The sequence below is a fragment of the Phyllobacterium sp. YR531 genome, assembly GCF_000282595.1.
Taxonomy (GTDB): Bacteria; Pseudomonadota; Alphaproteobacteria; order Rhizobiales; family Rhizobiaceae; genus Phyllobacterium.
The window spans coordinates 622,395-642,088 of record NZ_AKIZ01000016.1 but is presented as its reverse complement, the minus strand read 5'-3'; the positions used below and the strand labels follow the sequence as shown (position 1 = coordinate 642,088).

Annotated in this window: 21 protein-coding genes; 10 read left to right on the top strand and 11 right to left on the bottom strand. The window is 51.2% G+C overall.

What is annotated here, in order from left to right; genetic code table 11:
* Nucleotides 1-38: 38 nt before the first annotated feature.
* The 3 genes from PMI41_RS10400 (at nt 39) to PMI41_RS10390 (ending at nt 2,302) form a co-directional block, all read left to right on the top strand.
* Nucleotides 39-707, top strand: a complete 669-nt coding sequence (locus tag PMI41_RS10400; protein WP_008124476.1) for an HAD family hydrolase — start codon at nt 39-41, stop codon at nt 705-707.
* Nucleotides 708-820: 113 nt separating this feature from the next.
* On the top strand, nt 821-1,903 hold the full coding sequence (locus PMI41_RS10395; RefSeq protein ID WP_008124474.1) for a Tim44 domain-containing protein: 1,083 nt from the start codon (nt 821-823) through the stop codon (nt 1,901-1,903).
* A gap of 117 nt (nt 1,904-2,020) precedes the next feature.
* Nucleotides 2,021-2,302 carry a hypothetical protein gene (locus PMI41_RS10390; RefSeq protein ID WP_008124473.1) on the top strand — a complete coding sequence of 94 codons (282 nt, stop codon included), beginning with the start codon at nt 2,021-2,023 and terminating at the stop codon, nt 2,300-2,302.
* Here PMI41_RS10390 and PMI41_RS10385 read toward each other — a convergent pair.
* The 4 genes from PMI41_RS10385 to PMI41_RS10370 form a co-directional block, all read right to left on the bottom strand.
* Nucleotides 2,299-2,931 (bottom strand): LysE family translocator, encoded by a 633-nt coding sequence (locus PMI41_RS10385; protein WP_008124472.1) that lies wholly within the window; start codon nt 2,929-2,931, stop codon nt 2,299-2,301. The genes PMI41_RS10390 and PMI41_RS10385 overlap by 4 nt on opposite strands.
* A gap of 15 nt (nt 2,932-2,946) precedes the next feature.
* Nucleotides 2,947-3,993 carry a glycosyltransferase family 2 protein gene (locus tag PMI41_RS10380; RefSeq protein WP_008124471.1) on the bottom strand — a complete coding sequence of 349 codons (1,047 nt, stop codon included), beginning with the start codon at nt 3,991-3,993 and terminating at the stop codon, nt 2,947-2,949.
* Between the two features lie 29 nt (nt 3,994-4,022).
* On the bottom strand, nt 4,023-4,376 hold the full coding sequence (locus PMI41_RS10375) for a hypothetical protein (RefSeq protein WP_008124470.1): 354 nt from the start codon (nt 4,374-4,376) through the stop codon (nt 4,023-4,025).
* 77 nt (nt 4,377-4,453) lie between these two features.
* Entirely contained in the window at nt 4,454-5,380 is a 927-nt protein-coding gene (locus PMI41_RS10370; protein ID WP_008124468.1) for a Gfo/Idh/MocA family oxidoreductase, read from the bottom strand.
* Nucleotides 5,381-5,590: 210 nt separating this feature from the next.
* Between PMI41_RS10370 and PMI41_RS10365 the strand changes: the two genes are divergently transcribed.
* On the top strand, nt 5,591-7,078 hold the full coding sequence (locus PMI41_RS10365; RefSeq protein ID WP_008124466.1) for a carboxypeptidase M32: 1,488 nt from the start codon (nt 5,591-5,593) through the stop codon (nt 7,076-7,078).
* Between the two features lies 1 nt (nt 7,079).
* On the opposite strand, the gene PMI41_RS10360 is transcribed toward PMI41_RS10365, so the two are convergent.
* The 6 genes from PMI41_RS10360 to PMI41_RS10335 form a co-directional block, all read right to left on the bottom strand.
* A complete protein-coding gene (locus tag PMI41_RS10360; protein ID WP_008124465.1) occupies nt 7,080-8,087 on the bottom strand; it encodes an FkbM family methyltransferase in 1,008 nt (335 codons plus the stop codon).
* Nucleotides 8,088-8,846 (bottom strand): class I SAM-dependent methyltransferase, encoded by a 759-nt coding sequence (locus PMI41_RS10355; RefSeq protein ID WP_008124464.1) that lies wholly within the window; start codon nt 8,844-8,846, stop codon nt 8,088-8,090.
* 120 nt (nt 8,847-8,966) lie between these two features.
* Entirely contained in the window at nt 8,967-9,824 is an 858-nt protein-coding gene (locus tag PMI41_RS10350) for a WcbI family polysaccharide biosynthesis putative acetyltransferase (protein ID WP_008124463.1), read from the bottom strand.
* A gap of 21 nt (nt 9,825-9,845) precedes the next feature.
* The gene (locus PMI41_RS10345) at nt 9,846-10,901 is read right to left on the bottom strand and encodes a GSCFA domain-containing protein (protein WP_008124462.1); all 1,056 of its coding nucleotides are present in this window, start codon (nt 10,899-10,901) and stop codon (nt 9,846-9,848) included.
* Nucleotides 10,898-11,743, bottom strand: coding sequence for a WcbI family polysaccharide biosynthesis putative acetyltransferase (locus PMI41_RS10340; RefSeq protein ID WP_008124461.1), 846 nt, complete (start codon nt 11,741-11,743; stop codon nt 10,898-10,900). Before PMI41_RS10340 ends, PMI41_RS10345 begins: the two co-directional genes overlap by 4 nt.
* Nucleotides 11,744-12,067: 324 nt before the next feature.
* Nucleotides 12,068-12,820, bottom strand: a complete 753-nt coding sequence (locus PMI41_RS10335; protein WP_008124458.1) for a class I SAM-dependent methyltransferase — start codon at nt 12,818-12,820, stop codon at nt 12,068-12,070.
* A gap of 480 nt (nt 12,821-13,300) precedes the next feature.
* Between PMI41_RS10335 and PMI41_RS10330 the strand changes: the two genes are divergently transcribed.
* Entirely contained in the window at nt 13,301-14,782 is a 1,482-nt protein-coding gene (locus tag PMI41_RS10330; protein WP_008124454.1) for a hypothetical protein, read from the top strand.
* Between the two features lie 39 nt (nt 14,783-14,821).
* On the opposite strand, the gene PMI41_RS10325 is transcribed toward PMI41_RS10330, so the two are convergent.
* Nucleotides 14,822-15,151 (bottom strand): GrlR family regulatory protein, encoded by a 330-nt coding sequence (locus tag PMI41_RS10325; protein ID WP_008124453.1) that lies wholly within the window; start codon nt 15,149-15,151, stop codon nt 14,822-14,824.
* Nucleotides 15,152-15,698: 547 nt separating this feature from the next.
* On the opposite strand from PMI41_RS10325, the gene PMI41_RS10320 reads away from it, so the two are divergent.
* The 5 genes from PMI41_RS10320 (at nt 15,699) to PMI41_RS10300 (ending at nt 19,692) form a co-directional block, all read left to right on the top strand.
* Entirely contained in the window at nt 15,699-16,700 is a 1,002-nt protein-coding gene (locus tag PMI41_RS10320; RefSeq protein WP_008124451.1) for a hypothetical protein, read from the top strand.
* Between the two features lie 373 nt (nt 16,701-17,073).
* Nucleotides 17,074-17,595, top strand: coding sequence for a hypothetical protein (locus PMI41_RS10315; RefSeq protein WP_008124448.1), 522 nt, complete (start codon nt 17,074-17,076; stop codon nt 17,593-17,595).
* An 8-nt stretch (nt 17,596-17,603) separates the two neighbouring features.
* The gene (locus PMI41_RS10310) at nt 17,604-17,921 is read left to right on the top strand and encodes a hypothetical protein (RefSeq protein WP_008124446.1); all 318 of its coding nucleotides are present in this window, start codon (nt 17,604-17,606) and stop codon (nt 17,919-17,921) included.
* Between the two features lie 57 nt (nt 17,922-17,978).
* On the top strand, nt 17,979-19,073 hold the full coding sequence (locus PMI41_RS10305) for a phage major capsid protein (RefSeq protein ID WP_008124444.1): 1,095 nt from the start codon (nt 17,979-17,981) through the stop codon (nt 19,071-19,073).
* A 238-nt stretch (nt 19,074-19,311) separates the two neighbouring features.
* On the top strand, nt 19,312-19,692 hold the full coding sequence (locus PMI41_RS10300) for a hypothetical protein (protein WP_008124442.1): 381 nt from the start codon (nt 19,312-19,314) through the stop codon (nt 19,690-19,692).
* The last annotated feature ends 2 nt before the right edge of the window (nt 19,693-19,694 follow it).

Genomic DNA, 19,694 nt, shown 5'->3' with positions numbered 1-19,694 from the left:
CATAAGAAGCGGGACAATGAGCAAGAGAGAGATTTTTCGTGTCCGCAGCCTCCGCTTTCGATAAAAATTATGCCGCCTTCCTGTTCGATATGGACGGTACCATTCTCAATTCTACCGTGGCGGCAGAGCGCGTATGGAGCAAATGGGCCGAAGCCCAAGGGCTCGATGTGGCAGCATTCATGCCCACCATGCATGGTGTCAGGGCAGTTGACACGATCCGCCGCCTTGGATTGCCGGGCGTTGATCCCGAAGTGGAAGCAGCTAAAATCACGGAAGATGAAATAAAGGATGTCGAAGGTGTGATGGCTCTCCCGGGAGCTGCGGCGTTTCTGGAAAGCCTACCACCGGAAAAATGGGCGATCGTTACCTCATCGCCGCTTGAACTGGCAAAGCGCCGATTAGCGGCAGCGGGCATTCCCGTGCCGCGCACACTTGTTACCGCCGAAGATGTCAAAATCGGCAAGCCAAATCCTGATTGCTACCTGCTTGGAGCGCGAAAGCTTGGGGTAGATGCTACGGATTGCCTTGTTTTTGAAGATGCCACTGCCGGTATCCTTGCCGGAGACGCCGCCAAAGCCGATGTCATGGTGATTACGGCGACGCATAAACACCCGGTTGAGACGAGCCACGCGACCATTCCCAACTATGAGAAGGTAGCGCTGCGAATCGATCAGGATGGGCGACTCGCCATAGCGAAAACGGCTTGAAGAAAGAAAACTAATCCGCGCTGCAATTATTCGACGCTGTTTCCTTTTAATCCCCGCAATCTTTTCCCATATGTGTCACGAAACGTCCCGTGACGCATATTGAGGAGATTTGCATGCCGCTCGTACTATTCAGGCTCAGTTGGGCTACCCTTAGCAGGATTGCCGCGATACTTGTTATCGGACTGGCTGTAACCTTCAGCGCAGTCTATGAGGCTGATGCGCGCCGAGGCGGCGGCGGATTTGGCAGTCGCGGCACACGCACGTTCCAGGCTCCTGCGCCAACGCGCACTGCGCCGACCAATGCGGCACCTATTGAACGTACTATGACGCCACGCCAACAAGCGCAGCCGGGTGCAGCACAGACGCAAGCTGCTCAACAGCAGCGGTCCGGCGGTTTGTTCGGTGGCATGGGACGCTCGCTCATCGGCGGTCTTCTGGTCGGCGGTCTTATCGGCGCATTTCTTGGCACCGGATTTGGCGGAATGGCAGGGCTATTCGGAATGTTGATCCAGATTGCACTGATCGCCGGTGTGGTCATGCTTGCTTTGCGCTTCTTCCGTTCGCGCCAAACATCTTCGATGGCTCCAGCAGGGGCTGCCGGTCAGGCTTTCGGCCGCAATGCCTTTAACGATCAGCCTGCTTCGTCATCTGCGATGCGTGTTCCAACGATCGGTTCGGGATCAAAGCAGACGAACACTGCAAGTGCAGGATTTGGTTCTGGTGCAGCAGCAAGCGGTGTTTCTGCAGGCTACGCTATACAACAGCCGGGCAAGACAGTTCCTGAAGACGAAATCGGTCTGACGCAAAACGACTTGGACCGCTTTGAAGCATTGCTGACCGAAGTCCAGACAGCTTACGGTAAGGAAGACTACGGCACCCTGCGCAAAATTACGACGCCGGAAGCCATGTCCTACTTAGCTGAAGAGCTGGGCCAGAACGCTACCGATGGTTTGCGCAACAGCGTTTCCGATGTGAAACTGCTCCAGAGTGATATTGCCGAGGCATGGGCTGAAGGCAATATGGATTACGCTACGGCGGCTTTGCGCTATTCAAGCATTGATGCCATGCTTGACCGGACGACCGGCCGAGTGGTCAATGGTGATGAAGGTGAGCCGAGTCAGACGACCGAAATCTGGACGTTCGTACGTGAAGACGGCAAAGAGTGGAAGCTTGCCGCCATTCAGGATGCCGCCTGATCAAATTTTAATTAAAGGCGGCGCGGTTCCATAACGAATGGAGCCGCGCCGTTATTTTTAGTGATAGAACTTTAGTTCTGCTTCCCCGTTGGTATTTCCGAATGGGGAGTTTCATAAATGGATTTGCATTTTTTCAGGCTTGAGCCAGCCGAGGATTTCATTCTTCACAGCCATTGGAAAGCATCAAGAATATGCGAGACTTGCTGGGTGCGTGCCGCCAACGAGCGAGAAGCTCGCATGATTGCGTCAATAAGATTGACCGGCCCGATTAAATCCAAGCAGGGATATGCTGACGAGCCATGGTTGAGCACACTTCTTGTCAGATGCTTGAATGACGTGCCGCCATTGGCATTCGATAATCGCAGTCTTATTACCCAAAGTGGGGCAACATTTCTTTAGCCTTTTTGCAAAGCGAGATGGGTGCCAAGACCTACAAGGATGGCGCCGCCAGCGCGTTGCATAAGCTTCTGCGCGCGGTTTGAGCGTTGCAGCCGATTGAGCACGGCACCGGCCAGGAAAACACACAAAAGATCAGCGGACGAAAACATCATGTTCACTATTGTTCCAAGAAGAACAAATTGTACCCAGACAGGGAAGGCGGCAGCTGGATCAATGAACTGGGGCAGGAATGCCAGAAAGAAAATTGCAGTTTTCGGGTTCAGTACTTCGACTGTGATGCTTTCAAAAAATGCACGTTTGCCGGACTTCTGTTCGAGGCCGACTGAGTTCATCTCGCCTTGCGTCTTGGCGCGAAAGAGCGAAATTCCAAGCCAGATCAGGTAAACTGCGCCAGCAAATTTGACCATCATATAAAGCATTGGCACAGCGTGAAACAGAACCGACAGACCAGCTGCAGCAGCAATCACGTGTACATATCCGCCAAGGTGAATGCCAAGCGAGGCCATCAGACCTGACCAGCGACCGCGGGCTATCGTTTGTGCAGCAGCATAAAGCATTGCCGGTCCGGGTATGAATGCAAAGATTGCCGTCGTTGCAAGAAAAGCTATGAAAATCTCAAGCGATGGCATCGTGTGCTCCGAAAACTAACTGCGCAGATCCATCATGAATCCGCGATCAATCAAATCCTGACTGTCCTTGTACTGGGCGGAGCCGTGATAGGCGAGAGAAAAGCTGCCCGAAAACTCGGATGAATTCAGTATAGCACTGTAGTGCGCGCCACCATGCTCGGTTTCGCCGTAGTCTTCAATGGTTTTGCGAAACTCATCTACCGAGTGCGCGGAGAAGCGGTAGTGCAGCAAAACAGACGTCACTGGCACAAAATTACGGATGACAGGGCCGAGCCCGTGAATGCTTCCACGGCGGTAGTCCGTCGCCTTATCAGCATTGAACAGCGGGAACTTCACTTGGCGCATATCGCGGTCGAACAGTCGCTTTCGTGGCCCGCCGCGAACCGCCGTTCCATAACGCTCATGTTTGATCGTATAGCTGTCACCGTCAAAATGCGACGAGACTGAAAAAGGAGAATTCTTGCCGTCATCGTGAAACTGAACAGCATCCAGCGCGCCTGGAGGATAGGTGTCGAGCATCATCGCGAGGCATCGATTGTAACCCTTGGATTCCAGGTCGCCGATAAAGTCATTTATGCTGCGTGTCTCCGATCCTGGAAAGACCAGAAACTCATCAGCATCAACCGATACGTACCAATGGTCATGGCCGTACATCCCAAGCAACGCATCACGCCAATGGGCACCAAGAGCGGTGGTGAGATATGTCTTGTCAGATACATAAAGATCGACGTCCTTTGCGGCTGCAAGTACTTCCAATGTGCCATCATCGGACCGGTCGTCAACGATTATGAATCGTGTGACGCCGAGGTCGCGATAATGCCTGAGAAAGGCTCTGATGTAGTTATTGGCGTTCCTGACGATGCAGATCAGCGGAAGATCATTTTGGGCCAGAGGTGTAAAGACACCAGAATATTGCCGAAGTTTCGAATCCGGTCGTTCACCAAGATTCATCAAGGTTGTAGTCATGTGACGGAAATGGGTTTTGAGCGCCCGAAACAGGGATACCTGTTTAAGCTTTTGCCAGACGGCGGTATCCTTGACAGGATATTTCGTGGGGCTCATGCGCTTTCTGTCTCCGGATTAATCACTGACTAGTTTGGCAGTATGCGCACTTTATAGCGTCCAACCTTGGGGGATGTTCCCATGATCTTGAGTTCGCTATTCTCAAATTTGATTATCGAGGAAGTCATACGGAATTCCGTATGAACAAAGACCGGATTAAGCTGACCTGCTTCACCGAAACGAATTGCCGAGACATCATCGTCGCGAAAGCTGATGTGGACACGCGTTTGTTCATCAACATTCCTGTCGCTGCGGAATGAGACCAATGCATCAAAACGGCAACGCTGTCCGCGATCGATATTGATGCCCGATTCTTCAACGAAGTTTGTCAATGCTTCCCAGTTTGCATCTTCGTCGATCGGTTCTTGTTCGGTGGGTTCCATAAAGGACCTTCATGCATTCAGTGAATATGGCGCGGCTTATACACCAAAATGACGCCCGCCGCGTTACAACTAAAATTTCAATCGTTAAAGGCTTCGACAACGATCCGCTGACCAAGCATGAATGCATCTGCAACATGCCGTAGTGGTGCTATATCGACGTCTGACCGCTTTTCGTGCACGAGACTGGCAAACCGGCTATAGAGCGCTGCGTACTCCGACTCTTTCGGCACTGGCACAGGTTTCCCTGCAATCAGAAGCTTGGAACCGCCATCTACCAATACCATCTGTCCACCGGTTGTTTCTGCAACAATATCCCATGTCTGTTTGCCCGTCTGACGCCAGTCGAATTCCGCATGAACTGGAGTTCCGGTCGCGCTGGTCATTTTAAGATCCGCTGCAATCGGCGCCTGCCGATTTTCCGGAAACTCGAGCGCAGCGCTTCTGATGAATACGGGCGTTGGCATGATATGAGTTAGTATCGACAACGCATTGATGCCTGGATCAAACACGCCGAGGCCACCCGCCTGCCAGATCCAATTCTGATTGGGGTGCCAATGACGCACGTCCTCTTTCCAAACAATGTGGACACTCTTCAAGGTGGCAGATGCGAGAAAAGATTTGGCGGCTTCAACAGCTGCGGCATAACGGGAATGCCAACTGGCAAAAAGCGAAACGCCTCTTTCGGTCGCCAATTGGGCAAGGCTTGCCACCTCGCTCAGTGTGGCACCCGGAGGTTTTTCCAAAAAGACGTGTTTGCCCGCGATGAGGGCTTCATAGGCAGCGTCGTAGCGAAATTGCGGTGGCATACAAAGCGACACCGCATCAATGTCGGGAATGGCCTCAAACATGGCCTTCATCGTCGTGAAATTGGGAATGCCGTCCACCGTGCCATTCCGGCTTGCCGCTGCCACAAGCTTGAAATCCTGATTGCCTTCGATTGAAGGCAGGTGCTGGTCGCGAGCAATCTTGCCAACGCCGACGATTGCCAGTTTGATTGGGGGCATATAGCGACGTCCTCTGTTTTTCACCATCGCATCGGCGACAGCATGCACCTGTTTGCAGCAGAGGTAATGTGGAATTTGTGCAGCGGCAAGTGGGGGCAGCGATAAAGCAATGGCTGGTTCGAGAGCTGCACAGATTAGTTCAATCTTGCGCTCTGGTGAAAATTGGAGTCCTCTCCAGTCCTGTCTTGAATCAGTCGCGCAGGAAACAGAATGTCCTTCCAGAAAATTGATGATCTTGGCCGCAAGCTTGAAGCTCTTGAGCACGCGCTGGCAATCCTTGGAGCCGACGAGGCAACCCATATGGCGGTTGGAGGCGGGGAGAAACGTGCCGAGGCAATGTCGGCGCTTGCCGGGATGTATCATCGGCAAGCGACAGCGCCTGAAATCGCTGATTGGATTGCTGATGCAGAGACGCAAAGTCTCACAGAGGATCAACAGGCTGCAGTGCGTGAATTTAGGCGGCATTACACAAATTTGACTTGCCTGCCTGTTGAATTCGTTGAGCGTCAGACCAATGCGCGCATGCGCTCTGAGCAGTTATGGAGAGATCTGCGCGCCAAGAACGACTGGGCAGGTTTCCTGCCAGCGCTGGATGGCGTTATTGCACTGGCACGAGAAGAAGCAGCTCTCCGAGCGGATGTTCTGAAGCTCTCACCCTATGACGCGATGATTGAGCAACATGATCCGGGTACAAGAACTGCCAGTGTTGGCCCGGTTTTTTCCGAGTTGAAAAATTTTCTCAAGGGGTTCGTTCCAGAGGCCTTGGCAGTACAGGAGGAGAGGACAGCCAAGCGCCCGCTGAAAGCCTTGTCCGGCATCTATCCGATCGAAAAACAGCGTGAACTTGGGTTGGCAATGATGGCCGCGACTGGCTTTGACTTGTCGCATGGAAGCTTGTCCGTTTCGCATCACCCATTTTGTGGGGGAGTACCAAGTGACGTGCGTATCACCACACGTTACAACACGACCGAATTTCTCTCGGCGCTCATGGGGGTATTACACGAAACGGGGCACGCGCTTTATGAGCAAAATCTGCCGAAGGCGTGGTCACATTGGCCACTCGGTAAAGCGCGCGGAATGGCCATGCACGAAAGCCAAAGTCTTTTTGTCGAAAAGCAACTGGGCCGCAATCCCGCATTCTGGCAATGGGCATTGCCTGTTGTTGCCAAGCACCTCGATGAGACATGGTCACTGGATGATATTCTGCCGCATGTACATCATGTCGGCCGCGGTCTGATCCGCGTTGATGCAGATGAAGTAACATATCCGTTGCACGTCATTCTGCGTTACGAACTCGAAGAAGACATCATTACGGGCAAACTGGAGACCGCTGATATTCCGGAGGCGTGGGATGCGAAAATGCGTGAATATCTTGGGCTTTCGACGATTGACATTCCGGGCGATGGGCCGATGCAGGATGTTCACTGGCCAGCAGGCGCTTTTGGCTATTTCCCGTCCTATACACTCGGCGCAATGATGGCAGCCCAGCAATGGGCGGCGCTGACGAGAGACTATCCTGAGGCTGATAGCGATCTTTCTGCAGGCAATTTTACGAAGATCAATGATTGGCGCCGTGATCATATCTGGTCGGAGGCTTCACGGTGGTCAACGCCTGAATTGCTTGAGCGCGCCACAGGCGAAAAGCTGGAAGCCAGTCACTTTATCACGCATCTGCGACGCAGGTATGGAGCTTCTTGAGTTAGAGCGAAACGGACAGCGATTTCAAACGCCGGGCGACCTCTTTCTTGCGGTCAGGGTGTATAGCCAGAATATTGGCAACACGGCCGGATGGAAAAGCGGCATCGATTGCCTGTTTGTCCGGCAATCGCTTGATCGACCCATCCAGCACTTCCCAGATCTGATAATTCCAGTTCAGTAGCCGATCAAACAGGAAGCCCGGAGTCGTTCTTGACAGGACAGCAAGGACATCGCGGTTTATCTCGATAAGCATGGTAGGATTGGAGGTCGGAATAGTGTTTTTTGCGCCTTCAAGAAACAGGCCTTCCGCCCCTTCAATATCTACTTTGATCGAGTCGATTTGTTGTTCTTTCAGGACAGCATCCAGAGTTTCCACTTTGGTGCTTCGCTCGGATTTTGTATTGGCTGATCCGGCAACGAGACTGGTTGCGCCGGCATTGACCGTATGTTCAGCTGCGTTAAGCTCCATCGTTCCGGGCTTATCCGCGAGCGCCAGTTTGTGCACCTTGATGGTTCTGGAGAGGTTGTTCCTGGCGATTGATTTGCTGAAGAGATTCCACAAATGCGGTAGTGGTTCGAAGGAAATTACCTTGCCGGTAAATCCGGGCTTTGTGGCAACAGAAAGCGAATAATAGCCAACATTTCCGCCGACATCGATGAACGTACCGTCGTCAGGGGTTACAGCCTTCATGATGTCGATATCAAACTTCTCATATCCGCCGCTGAAAATGCCAAACGTCATATGGTACTGACGCAGGTCCAGATATATTTTGAAATTGTTCTGCGTTTCGAACAGCAGCTCAACGCTTTTCTGCACAAAATTGTTGAAGGTGATTTCAGCATGACGCTGATGAAATTCGGGGGAAGCGAAGAACTTCCTCCGATGTTGTTCAAGCGGTATCTCACATAGAGCAGCCAGATTATCGGAGATTATCCGCTTCTCCTCAATGTTCGCTTCGCGACCGAGGATAAATTTGTAACAATTCAGAATATCCTCAAGATCAGTCATTCAAGCTCGCCGCGCTATGAAATAATAAGCATGGATTCCTGTCGTCGAACGGTCGTGCAACAGATGCACGTCGGTCATCTGGTTTTTGTGGAAGAGCGCCATCACCGTATTTGCGTCATAGTCATACATCTGGATATCGGGGTGATCGTAATTGTCTCTATCGATGAATACAGTCTCGTTCTTGTAATAATCATTGCGGAAATACATCATCCGGTCGTTGTAATATTCGGTGCGGTTGGCTGTTTTGAACAATGGAATATGCAGGGAAGCGACGCCTCCACTCTTCACACATTGAAGCAGGTCATTGATGATGAAATAGCCGCGGCGCGGCTCGATGTGCTGCAGAACGATATAGCTATTCAGCCAATCGACCTTGACACCTTCCTTGATAAGAACCTCAGCAGATTCAACGCATCTCACATTCTTGAGTTTGCGGCTTGCGCAATTTTTGAGAGCAATATTCCGCATCGTTTCCGAAATATCGATGCCGATGGCATTTTTTGCCTGCTCTGCCAGCGGGATCAGCAAGCGCCCGACACCGCAACCAAAATCAATGATCGATTCAGTTGGGACCTTGAATTCGGGGATCAGACTTTTGACGAGAGTTGTCAGATTGGCGATGTCAGCGCGGCCGGTCGCGAAAAATTCGTTTGTATGTTTTTTCGTCAGTTTCTTGGATTTGAACTGATCTTCCGTAAGCACTGCCCAATAGGCATTGTCCTGTGCCAGTTTTTCCCAGTCTTCATTTGTATCGCGCATGGAGTGCCCCTCGATCCATTCAACTTATTTCAGACAAAGCAAAGAATTGTGCTCCAGCCTATGAAGACAAAAGAAATATTCTTTAGATTTCCCATCAGCATATTGCGAATTACTTACCGATCAGTGTTGAGCTTCTGCTAAAGTCGATTTTACCAAGTCGTGACGATTGGTATAATGAACATCCGGAAGAAATGGGTCCGGTGCCAACTTGGAGTAGATATGAAAGCTCTGCTCGATGAATTGACCAAGCGTAATTTGCTTATACTCCTGAGGCACTTTGAACATGTACGAGCCCCGGACACCAAACAGTTCTGCTATTTCCGGATAGACAGGATAGCAGGCACCGGCAGTCATGACATCTGATGGCACCAGATCGGTGTCGTTCGGCTCGATGCCGCACTTTTCCAGATATAATTGGGCAATGTCATGTATAGGGCGTGCTTTTGAATGGTTGATGCCATACATGAAGCAATCGCCGCGTGACCAGGTTCTGAATTTACTCGAAATATCAAGGCCTTGATCTGCAAAGGTTTTCAGAAGCTGGTCGCGCTCCATGTCCCATCGTGAAAAGTAGCCGCATCGCTCAAACACATCCCTGCGGAAAAAACTTTGTGTTGTTTGAACATCATATCCAGCCTGATATGCGGCAAGAACAATCATTGAGTGGAATGGCCCCAGAGGACTGTCCAGCATAGCCCCGCGCGCGACGACCGTGCATAGGTCAGGATGGTAGGCATCGAACTTGATGGATGGTATCTTGCTTAAATTCTCCAAGGCCGAAAAATCATAGGCAAGGCCATTGATATCCGGATGAATGATTACCTTGGTATATTCAGTCAGCGTCTGTTTGTATTCATCCAGTTTACTGCGAAATGCCCAATAATCAGCATGGTCAATTTTAACGCCGTTCGTCAGCAGGCGAAGCGAATTTGCAAGCCCGAACGTATTGCAGTTGGAAACCAGTAGCCAATTTTCCATGTCAGGTTCTCTTGCTCCAGATCACGGGCGCATCATTTCAATCTCACGCTCGTCGCAGATGACGCCGCGTTGCGGCGGTTCTGGAGGAAGCGGCAAAGTCGTTGCTGCCATCTCCTCATTTACCGGCCTGGAGACATAGTTTTTGACAAAGCAGCGCATGGCATGGGCCACACCGATTGAATTTACCTCCCGATAATCATCCTCGTAATACAGCCCGCCTGCATAGCTGCCGGTTATGATCTCGTAGGATGGAAAATAATCGACCCAATCAAAGCGAGCCAGCATTTGCTCGGCCACAACCCGCAGGACGGATTTGCTGTAAGTGGTCGAGACGAGAACACTACGGTCCTCATAGGTAGCGACCAGAGGCACGGGAGAAACCGTGAGTAAAACCTTGACGCGAGGATTGACTGCTTTCAGCTTCTCCAGGAACAGCGTCATGTCCTTATCAACGTCAGAAACATTGAAGTTGATGAATTCATATTTTTCGGGGTCGTAAGAACCGGCGCTGACACCGGGCGCCAATGGAAACACAGAGCCATCTGACTTTGATCGCCACGCTTCCGTGAGGCCAAGAGTGAAGACGAAAATATCGGCGTCGAGAAATACGGACTTGACGGCAGCGAGATGCTCGCGTCTTGCCTCTCGAACAGCGTCTTCCGATTCATGGCCATCCGGTTCAATCAATGGCCGGAATGGGTCTACAAACTTCTCATCCTTCCTGCGCCAGGCTGTTTCCAGCGGAATTCTGCCCTCGAAAACTTCTTCAAAAAGCTGCAAAAGCTGGCGGGCAGTATAGAGATTGCCGTAACGGGCGGAGAACACACCAAAATTGCGACGGGTTCGCTCTTGAGTGGCCAGTTCCTTGCCGGATTCTGTTATCAGATAGTGAAATCCAATCCGCTGCATCTGGCGGGAGATATGCTGGGCAAAGCAGCTGCCTGCCGTTGCGATTTTCATTTCACTATCGATCTTGTATCGAGGGTTTTCGACCGGATCAAACAGATGCGTTTCCACGCGGGCAACCGAACGCCGCCACAGTTGATAATCCTTTATTCCAACGTAGGGGTTGGTCATTGGTCCACCTCCGCTATGACATCTTTGACGCGGTTATATCGATCAGCAAAAAAGTACTCGGCGGCGACTTCACCCGGTGCCCATTGGGAATAGACTTCGAAACTTTTTTGCGTGAATTGTTCCAGCGACATCAATCTATACTCGCCCAAAACCTTGAACATACGTGAACCGCGAAACCCGAATGTTTCTGCAATTTCGGGGTAGACGGGAAGGCATATGCCATCGATCAAAGTGTCATGGGGTATCAGATCGGATTTGTTTGTCTCCATACCGATCGATTCAAGAAAGACTCTTGCAACATCGTGAATTGGCCGGGCCTTTGGATGGCCCAGGCCATACATGAAAGACTCGCCGCGAGACCAGGCCCTGAAAGGTGCAGATATGTCCAGATTGAAGAATGAAAATGTATTCATAAGCCGGTCGCGCTCCGACTCCCAGCGCGAAAGAAATCCACATTGCTCGAATATTTCACGCCGGAACAGTCGCTGGGTCTTTTCGACACTATAGCCCGCTTCAAACGCGGCAAAAACAAGCATGGAGTGATAACCAGCCGTAGGCCCATAGATACGTTGCCCATCAGCGAAAAGGTAACAGAGATCCGGATGGTAGGCATCGAAATCAATGCCGGGAATTCTGCTGACATTTTTCAAAAGGGAGAAGTCATATTCCACGAATTGAATGGCAGGATTAATAATCACCCTGTCATAACCCGGCATGGTTTCTTTGTATGTCTCCAGATTTTTCATGAGCTCGAAGACGTCGAAACAGTCCAAGCTGAAATCGTTACTGAGGAGCTTTAAGGAGTTTGCCAGCCCATATGTATTGCAGTTTGAAATCAGCAACCATTTTTCCAAGGAACACTCTCTTCAAAGTGACTGTTACAAAAACCGCCATCGCAGACAGCTGCAGAGTTGTTGCGTTGCGTCTGAAACTCATGGGAGAATCTCATAAGCACATGTAAATTATCATCAATTTACCGTCGCTGATGGTAGATAAGCCTTCTGAAGACCTACAAATCTATACAGATTGCGCCTTGACAAATCACTATGCGACAATTGCACATTATCATTTGATGACGTGGTAAACGCTTGACGCTGTGGTTAACGTGCAAGAGATCAGCCAATATCGAATTGGTCGAGAGCAAAAAGGCTATCGACTGACACCGATCAGGCGAAACAAAGGACTTTGTGTTCACCTATTTCGGCATGCCGCCATTTGGGCGTATTTATTTCCAGAACCAGATCGCGTTGAAGTAGTTTTCTCAACTGCATCATCATCTGTGGATGTTCCGAATAGGTCGTGAGGAACAGCTTGTTTTGAAATATCAGGAAGGGCGCGAGACGGCGGTTGGTTATGCGCATATATTCGAAGAAACCTTCCGAGACACTTGGCCAATGAGGCCCAAGAAAGTCGTCCAGGAGGATAACACCGCCAGGAACGAGCAGTTCCTGAGCCAAAGCCATATCGTTAATGACGTGCTTCACCGTATGGCCACCATCCACCGAAAATAATCTGGCACCGGTGGTTTCGAGACGCTGCCGGATATTTGCGGGGGTAAACGACATACTGTCTGCGGATACAGCGACGATCTGGTGTTTCAAATGCGGAAAGTAATCTTCAATATGCTGGCTGAAGGTTGACAATGATCCTTTGCCGCTGTGATCCAGATTTTTTTCCTGATCGTCAAAGAGATCGATAGCAATACATTTTTCGTGGGACCGGGAAGCTGCTGCCATCAGGAAGAAAAGTTTACCGTGATGAACACCTATTTCGACGATGTCACCGAGAACGTTGTTTTCAAGATGTATCTCGCGGATGAGCTTCAGAATATGAGGAACGCGATGACCTACCCAACCGTGAATATTATTCCACACATCCTTTAACGCGGTTCCAACGGGGTCCTTATCAACTTCCGGCAAGTTGTCGATAATATGCTACTCCTCCAACACCACTATACAGCTTTTTCAAGCGTATGATCGTGTTGGGAACGCAACAATACAAATAACGACACTATCGTTCAAATAGATCACTTTTGAGAAATGGTAGCGAAGGACTGTTTAGAGTCCTGTAGCCGACATCAAGTCATTGATCTGGTTGACCTAGGAACTTGGCGTGCCGCGATGATCAAGGCACTTCAAGAATATAGCCCAACAACACAGGACACATAATGAGAATCCTTTCAATCCGCGCCTTAACGGGCACGGGCGCTTTAGCGCGTTTTGATTTAGAGCTTAATGAGCACGTCCGCTTGTTCGGGCTGCTACTGAAAAAATTCCCTGACGGACGCTATCGGACGCATGCGCCGAACTCTTGCGGCAAGCACGTCGCGTCATTCCATCCAGTCATTGCTAGTCAGATCACGGACGCAGCTGTAGCTGCCCTTTCGGAGCGTACAGCCCATGAACACCGATAAACACGCGCCCGATTCCCTTAAGTATCAGTGGCATTTGTATGGTCTTGTAGTTCGCTCTGATTGGGCGACCAGTCTTGATAAGTCGATCGCCTACGAGATCGTCGACAACTACTATTCCAAGTTTGGGAACAGCCGCACCAGCCTTAGTTTTCTTCAAAAGGCTACAGGAGCTACCCGACCTAGCATCATCGCTTCGACCCGCAGACTGGTAGAGAATGGACCCTTCAGCGTGGAGCGCCAAGGCAAAGGCACACGGCCAACTGAATATAAGCTTCTCTTCGATTTAGCGGCGAAAAAGCCTAGTGGTATTGCTGACGATACTACTAGCATTGATTCACCTAGTGGTATTGCGTGCGATACTACCGCTAGTATTGCTGACGATACCACTACGGCCTCTAGTAGTATTGCGTGCGATACCCAAACCGACCTACAGGAACCGGCCTACAAGGCCGAGTTACGAGTAGGTAGGAACATAGATACCCATGATGCCTTGCCTTTGGCTGGGCTTGCGCCCGCCCAGGCAGGCACACGGGACCCGGAAGAGAAGAAAATGCCATTCGATAGATTCTGGCAAAGCTTTCCGAGGAAATATCAAAAGCCCAAGGCGCGTGCTGCATGGAACAAGCTGAACCCCAGCCAAGAACTTGCCGAACGCATCATTAAAGCGGCTGGCCTGTGGGCAGCACACTATGAAGCAAACCCCGTAGAGAAGAGGTGGATGCCCAGTCCTGCCAACTGGCTCGTGGGTGAGCGCTATGACGAAGACTTGCCAGATGTTTACGAGGATCCAAAAGAGCGGGCCATTGTTAAGGCGAAGGATAGGCCTGCAAAAGACAAGCCCTATGCTCACTCAGTGGTGAAAAACGGCATCAACGAAATGTACATTGTCGGGGTCAGGGAGGAAGGTACATATATGTCTGACGTGCATCGGGTAACGCTAGACCTCGAATATACTGAAACAGGAGAAACCCTCACACACGAGCTGCTTATTCAAGATATCAACGGGCCAGCCAGTGGCCAACCTGGATGGATAGCTCTTAACAAGGCCGTCGACTGGAAGTTCAACATTGCGGAAATAAAGGGGCTACCAGTAAAGGTTGCAAATATGTCTGCTGGTACGATCGGATTCTCGAAGTCGTTCCTGCCTCCCAAGGAAGAGATTGTTGAAGTTGCGATAGTCGGTGCATCGGCATCTCCAGTCGAGCCAGAGTCTGAAGAAGAGTGCCTCGAAATTAAAATGATGACAGATGACGACGTTGCTATCGAGTGGTTTGCGATGCTGAAATCTAATGACAAGGAAGAGCAAGTGGAGGATCAGCGCAGGATTGCGTGCCTACTCAAGGCTGTTGGTGTCACAGGTGTTGATGATGAGCGTGAACTAATCGGCAAGCGTATGACAATCGTAAAGCAGGGCAAGGGTGTGAAAGAGTTCGTGCCTTATCCAGATATTGTAAAGCAGGCAGCATGAACAAAGACGCCCCGGCGATGAAACCGGGGCGGGTATTGCTTACGAAGGCAGCATGTGAAGTTCTGCCGTGAATGGAACGCCGGGCGCTTGAGGAGATGTACCAGTGCAATTGATATTGCTCTGACCATCGTAGGTACCGACAATATCAATAGTTACGCGGTCCTTACCAAACACCGACAGAGTGCCAGTGTCACTGTGACGGTCTATATGGACCTGCGCTTGCATCCTTCCACCCTCGGCGCGGTAAATGCCGATGTAGTAGATACCAGAGTCTCCACCAAACATTTTTCCGTCTTGGGCAAAAACAACGCCTGCCCCCATACCACCCTGAGGCGTATGGAATTCTACTTTATACAAACCATTCTGCATTTCAAAAGTCCGTTGTGCTTGAGTTTAACACTTCTGAGCGCTACACCGGACTTGCTACAGTAAGGATTCGCGATTTCTTTTGTCGAGACGGCAGCACGAAACCGCAGAAACTCCAGAAATAAGAAGGCAGCCATGAACCATTTCTTGGCTGCCTTTTTATATCGCATGAATCATAGTTCGGTTGCAATATGTTGTGAGAACAAACAGTGATTGCACCCCATATCTTGTGCCTTTTGTGGATGTCGGGGATAACTTATTCATGCCATTCAATTGACACGACGCCGCGAGTCACTTTTATTGGTGTTGATACTCTGTTTAGTGTTTGACCTTCTAATACCTACCAGCAATACTAGCTCAATTGAGCAGGACGGTTCTCGAACCTTCCCAAATCACCGCGGCACAGACCGCCCGTCACATCGACGCATGAAACCCCGGCCAACAGGCCAACCCCAAATTCCAGACATACACAGCGCCACGACTCCGCATCTTCACGAGTGTCGTTTGTGCGCTTTCACCGAAGGAGAACCGCCAACATGAATACTCGCCAATGACAGCTTATAGATATCGCGGAGGCGCGCGCCTCGTAACATGGCTTTTGAAGCTAGACCCGGACGCGGGAACAGTCCTGCGCCAATATGGTAAGCCATCCAACGACAATCACCAGACATTCGAACGTGAAACCGACGTAGACGGAGAAACGCCAGCCAATCCGTCTATTGAATACCTGCACAGCATTAAGCCCGAAGCTGATTATATGGTTTCGCAGATGTATCGAACTCGGGCTACCAACACAGTTCCACGCAAGCGCGCCCTAAGGAACTCCAAACCTTCCGCATGGGTTGCCTATGAATATCTTCAGCAACCCCGCAGTGATACCGCGGTCATTGGTGATCTCGTATTCCGCGCGGGTGTGCTTGTGCAGTACGCTACAACGGCTAGCGGCAGACCTATCGAACCTAAGATCGAGGCGAACAAGCCACGTGGTGGCAAGACAGCAAAGCGCATCGTCAAACTTCCCTCTTCAGATGCAGAGCGCAATCCGCGCAAGCTTGGATACCTTGAGCTACGTGGCGTGCCTGTTGAACATCGGGCGGTGGCTGTGCGCGCTGCACCTGTCGGAATGCCCAACACGCCTCCGGCAGAGTCACATTCCCCCGAAGATGAGGCAGCTATGGCGCGGGCATTGGTGAACGCAAGGGTACTCGCCGCAGCCTATGCGAACACGCGTGTTCTACCAGCCGTCCAAAAACTCCCTACAGTTATTGCCAAGGGGGCGGTATGGCTTGGTGGCGTGGTTAACTCGAAGCAAACCTCATCAAGGGGCGCAATACCATTAGTTCAGCAATACGAAAAACCAGAGTTGCCTGAAGCCGAGGCGCGCATATTGGAAGAGGCACTATCAAACGCTACGTTTGCCGATATTGGCACACGACTTGGCTACAAAGGCAGGTATGCCGATAGGGCTGGCAAGCATGCCTTCCTGCGCGCCGTCGACACACTCATGGCAGCAAACGACAATTTTGCAGAATTATTGAAAAAGTCTGCTTAAAAACCTGACTTTCTCGGAACTCACCACCCTATATATATAGGGTGCAAGAGAAGACGCACTGCAAAAATTACAGGTCTAATGTTACAAACCGTGCCGCCTGAGCGCGTATATAGTAGAGCATGAATTCAAGGTCGCTTCGGCGGCCTTTTTCTTTGCGCGCGTCCTTGGCGGTTCGCGTTGACCACCTTAACGGGTGGTCTTTTTCTTTTCAGTGTGACCGCGGATGTACCGGCACACTTTAAAATCGGCGTCGCGCACAACGCTGATCCGGCTATGAGCGCAGTTGAGTGGCGGCATTCATCTGCGCTCGCTTGGCCATCACTGCGTTTTTTTGAACGCTCATCTTTAATTCGTAAAAATAGGAGGCGCCCGGATGCGAAAGTCTTCCGTCGTCGAGATTCTGGCGCGCCGTCTTGGGCGGGGTGCTGGACGTATAGAAGCAATTGCACAGCGACTTGCGGAAGCAGGGATGGTGTCCCGTGCGGAGGGGAGTAAACGCTACCCACCTGATCTAGACAACATCGAAATGCTCACAATTGTACTCGCAACGCTAGCGGACAACGGGCTCGGTCATGTCAGACAGTCAGTCGAAACATTTGGCACACTTCAAAATGAGCACGGCCAACATTTCAGCGACGTGCTGTCTGACCTTCTATTCGGCCCGCCTGCGGATATTGGGCACGTCATAATTCGCCATGACCCTGCAGGCGTGTCCGCTGTAATCAATGGCAATCACACGGTCTTTGGAGCGGAAGCTCCAGCAAAAACCGCCGCGAAAGCGTCGATCGTGCCGGGATATGCCCTCGTCGCCATTGCAGCAGAACTTCAAGGCCAGCCTCCAGCACAGGCAGAGTCGATGATCGAATTGGCCCGCTTGCAAAGAGCATTTCGATAAGGAACCAAATGACAAATCTACCAAAAGGTCTGTACCCGCTCCCCGCAGGCCAAGACGTTTCTATTTTCTTCTCAGAGGATACGAAACTCACTAAAAGCGAACAACGCGAACGAGCGTTCTTCATCATCAACGAATTCATTGCGCAACAGGATGCCGGTGACAATGATAGTGCGGCGCTGGAGAAATTGGCGTCTCTGCTCGGCACATCCAATCCTAAAGGCAGCACTACTAGGCATCCAGCCGAGCGAGAGGCTGCACGTATAGATGCGCGCTGGAACACTCGCCGTGCCTGTAGGGCTGCAATCGAAGCAGGCTACCGGCCTTAAACGCCCCAATCACAACAAAAACTACACAACCGGCCCATAGGGCCGAAAGGTACATCTATGACTCAATTAGCTACCCAAATTGGCGAAATCGCCACTGCTATCGAATCCTTCAAATCCGAGTACAACAGTCGTCTATTCGGTCTTGAACAGCGCGCCGCCCGCGAGAAAGATATGTCTGGCGAAGATGTCGGCACATCTCTCGGCGAGCTTGTCGCAAACCACGACGAGATCAAAAACATTACCTCTAGTTTCCGCGGCAAATCCCTTATTCAATTAGAGAGAGCGGCGCTCACATCGGCTAATACTACGGTTGGTGCGGGACGTTCTGCAGGTACTTCTCTGGTGCAAGCTGATCGTCGCCCCGGTATCGTCGCACCTCCAGAGCGTCGATTCACGATTCGTGATTTGATTCCGAGCACTTCTACGACTTCGAACTCAATTGAATATCCAAAAGAGACCGGCTTTACCAACAATGCTGCACCAGTTGCTGAAGGTGCGCAGAAGCCCTACTCGGACATCACGTTCGATCTCGTGACTTCTCCAGTCCGCACGCTCGCCCATCTCTTTAAGGCCAGCCGACAGATTATGGATGATACTCCAGCGCTTGCGGGTTACATCAATACACGTGGCCAATACGGCTTGAAGCTTGTTGAAGAAACCCAGCTGTTGAACGGCAACAATACGGGTCAGAACCTCAACGGTATCATCCCGCAGGCCAGCGCATATGAAACTTCGCGCACGGCTTCAGGCGACACAGAACTAGATATTCTGCTTCACGCCATCAGCCAGGCCGAAGAGGCAGAGCTACCTGCATCTGGTATAGTGCTCTCTGTGCGCGATTGGCGCCGTATTCTCGGCATAAAAGACTTGGGTGGTAACTACTTGTCGGATGGCCCGTTCGGCACCACTGCACCACGTATTTGGGACCTCCCAGTAATTCCAAGCATGGCAATGCCTGTTGGTAACTTCCTGCTAGGCGGCTTCGAAACGGGTGCGGAAATCTTTGATCGGCTCGAAATCGAATTTCTTATCTCGAGTGAGAATTCCGACGATTTTGAGAAGAACCTCATAACTGCGAGAATAGAGGAACGTCTCGCCCTTGCCGTCTATAGGCCGGAAGCTTTCGTCAAAGGCTCGCTTGTAGTCGCGTAAACAATCAGGCGGGTAGTTGGGAAGGCTCGCTCGGTCGCAGTTGGATGAAGGCCCGCCATTTACTCCTTTCCTTCATCCGACATGAGCACAGCACCGCGTGGGTCCCCTCGGCTTCGGCCTTGCACGCGGTGCATCGTTCACGCAGGGGTGCCACCGAAGTCGGCAACACCTCCGGCATAGGACCGGTGTGGCTGCTTTCCGCGCATTTCCACACATCAAACTATGGGGGCAGACTTTTATGGCACCACCACGAAAACCACTTGCCTTAGCCCATCTATCCGGCGCAGTTAGCAAGAATCCACAGCGTTACCGCAACCGAACAGAGGCAAAACTCGGTGAGCCTTTAGGGGCACCACCAAAATGGTTGAAACCCGAAGCAAGGGAAGCATGGAAGGAACTTGATGCGCGCTTACCTTGGCTGGATAAAAGCCACCGCTGCATTGTCGGATTGGCGTGCTACCTACAGGCAAAGGTGCGAGACGGCACACTCGGTGTCCCAGGGATGAACCTGTTGCGCCAGATTCTGGGGCAGCTTGGCGCTACACCAGTGAGCGCTGGCAAGATCAATTGGTCGCCTCAGGTCGACGACCCTGATGATGAGTTGTTTCGGCGCTCATAGCT

Coding starts and splice junctions, on each gene's coding strand:
- PMI41_RS10390 (WP_008124473.1), top strand. CDS start 2,021: ATGGATTTGCATTTTTTCAGGCTTGAGCCAGCCGAGGATTTCATTCTT.
- PMI41_RS10345 (WP_008124462.1), bottom strand. CDS start 10,901: ATGACCAACCCCTACGTTGGAATAAAGGATTATCAACTGTGGCGGCGT.
- PMI41_RS10380 (WP_008124471.1), bottom strand. CDS start 3,993: ATGAGCCCCACGAAATATCCTGTCAAGGATACCGCCGTCTGGCAAAAG.
- PMI41_RS10365 (WP_008124466.1), top strand. CDS start 5,591: ATGTCCTTCCAGAAAATTGATGATCTTGGCCGCAAGCTTGAAGCTCTT.
- PMI41_RS10385 (WP_008124472.1), bottom strand. CDS start 2,931: ATGCCATCGCTTGAGATTTTCATAGCTTTTCTTGCAACGACGGCAATC.
- PMI41_RS10370 (WP_008124468.1), bottom strand. CDS start 5,380: ATGCCCCCAATCAAACTGGCAATCGTCGGCGTTGGCAAGATTGCTCGC.
- PMI41_RS10310 (WP_008124446.1), top strand. CDS start 17,604: ATGACAAATCTACCAAAAGGTCTGTACCCGCTCCCCGCAGGCCAAGAC.
- PMI41_RS10355 (WP_008124464.1), bottom strand. CDS start 8,846: ATGCGCGATACAAATGAAGACTGGGAAAAACTGGCACAGGACAATGCC.
- PMI41_RS10330 (WP_008124454.1), top strand. CDS start 13,301: ATGAACACCGATAAACACGCGCCCGATTCCCTTAAGTATCAGTGGCAT.
- PMI41_RS10315 (WP_008124448.1), top strand. CDS start 17,074: ATGCGAAAGTCTTCCGTCGTCGAGATTCTGGCGCGCCGTCTTGGGCGG.
- PMI41_RS10300 (WP_008124442.1), top strand. CDS start 19,312: ATGGCACCACCACGAAAACCACTTGCCTTAGCCCATCTATCCGGCGCA.
- PMI41_RS10325 (WP_008124453.1), bottom strand. CDS start 15,151: ATGCAGAATGGTTTGTATAAAGTAGAATTCCATACGCCTCAGGGTGGT.
- PMI41_RS10305 (WP_008124444.1), top strand. CDS start 17,979: ATGACTCAATTAGCTACCCAAATTGGCGAAATCGCCACTGCTATCGAA.
- PMI41_RS10320 (WP_008124451.1), top strand. CDS start 15,699: ATGACAGCTTATAGATATCGCGGAGGCGCGCGCCTCGTAACATGGCTT.
- PMI41_RS10395 (WP_008124474.1), top strand. CDS start 821: ATGCCGCTCGTACTATTCAGGCTCAGTTGGGCTACCCTTAGCAGGATT.
- PMI41_RS10350 (WP_008124463.1), bottom strand. CDS start 9,824: ATGGAAAATTGGCTACTGGTTTCCAACTGCAATACGTTCGGGCTTGCA.
- PMI41_RS10360 (WP_008124465.1), bottom strand. CDS start 8,087: ATGACTGATCTTGAGGATATTCTGAATTGTTACAAATTTATCCTCGGT.
- PMI41_RS10375 (WP_008124470.1), bottom strand. CDS start 4,376: ATGGAACCCACCGAACAAGAACCGATCGACGAAGATGCAAACTGGGAA.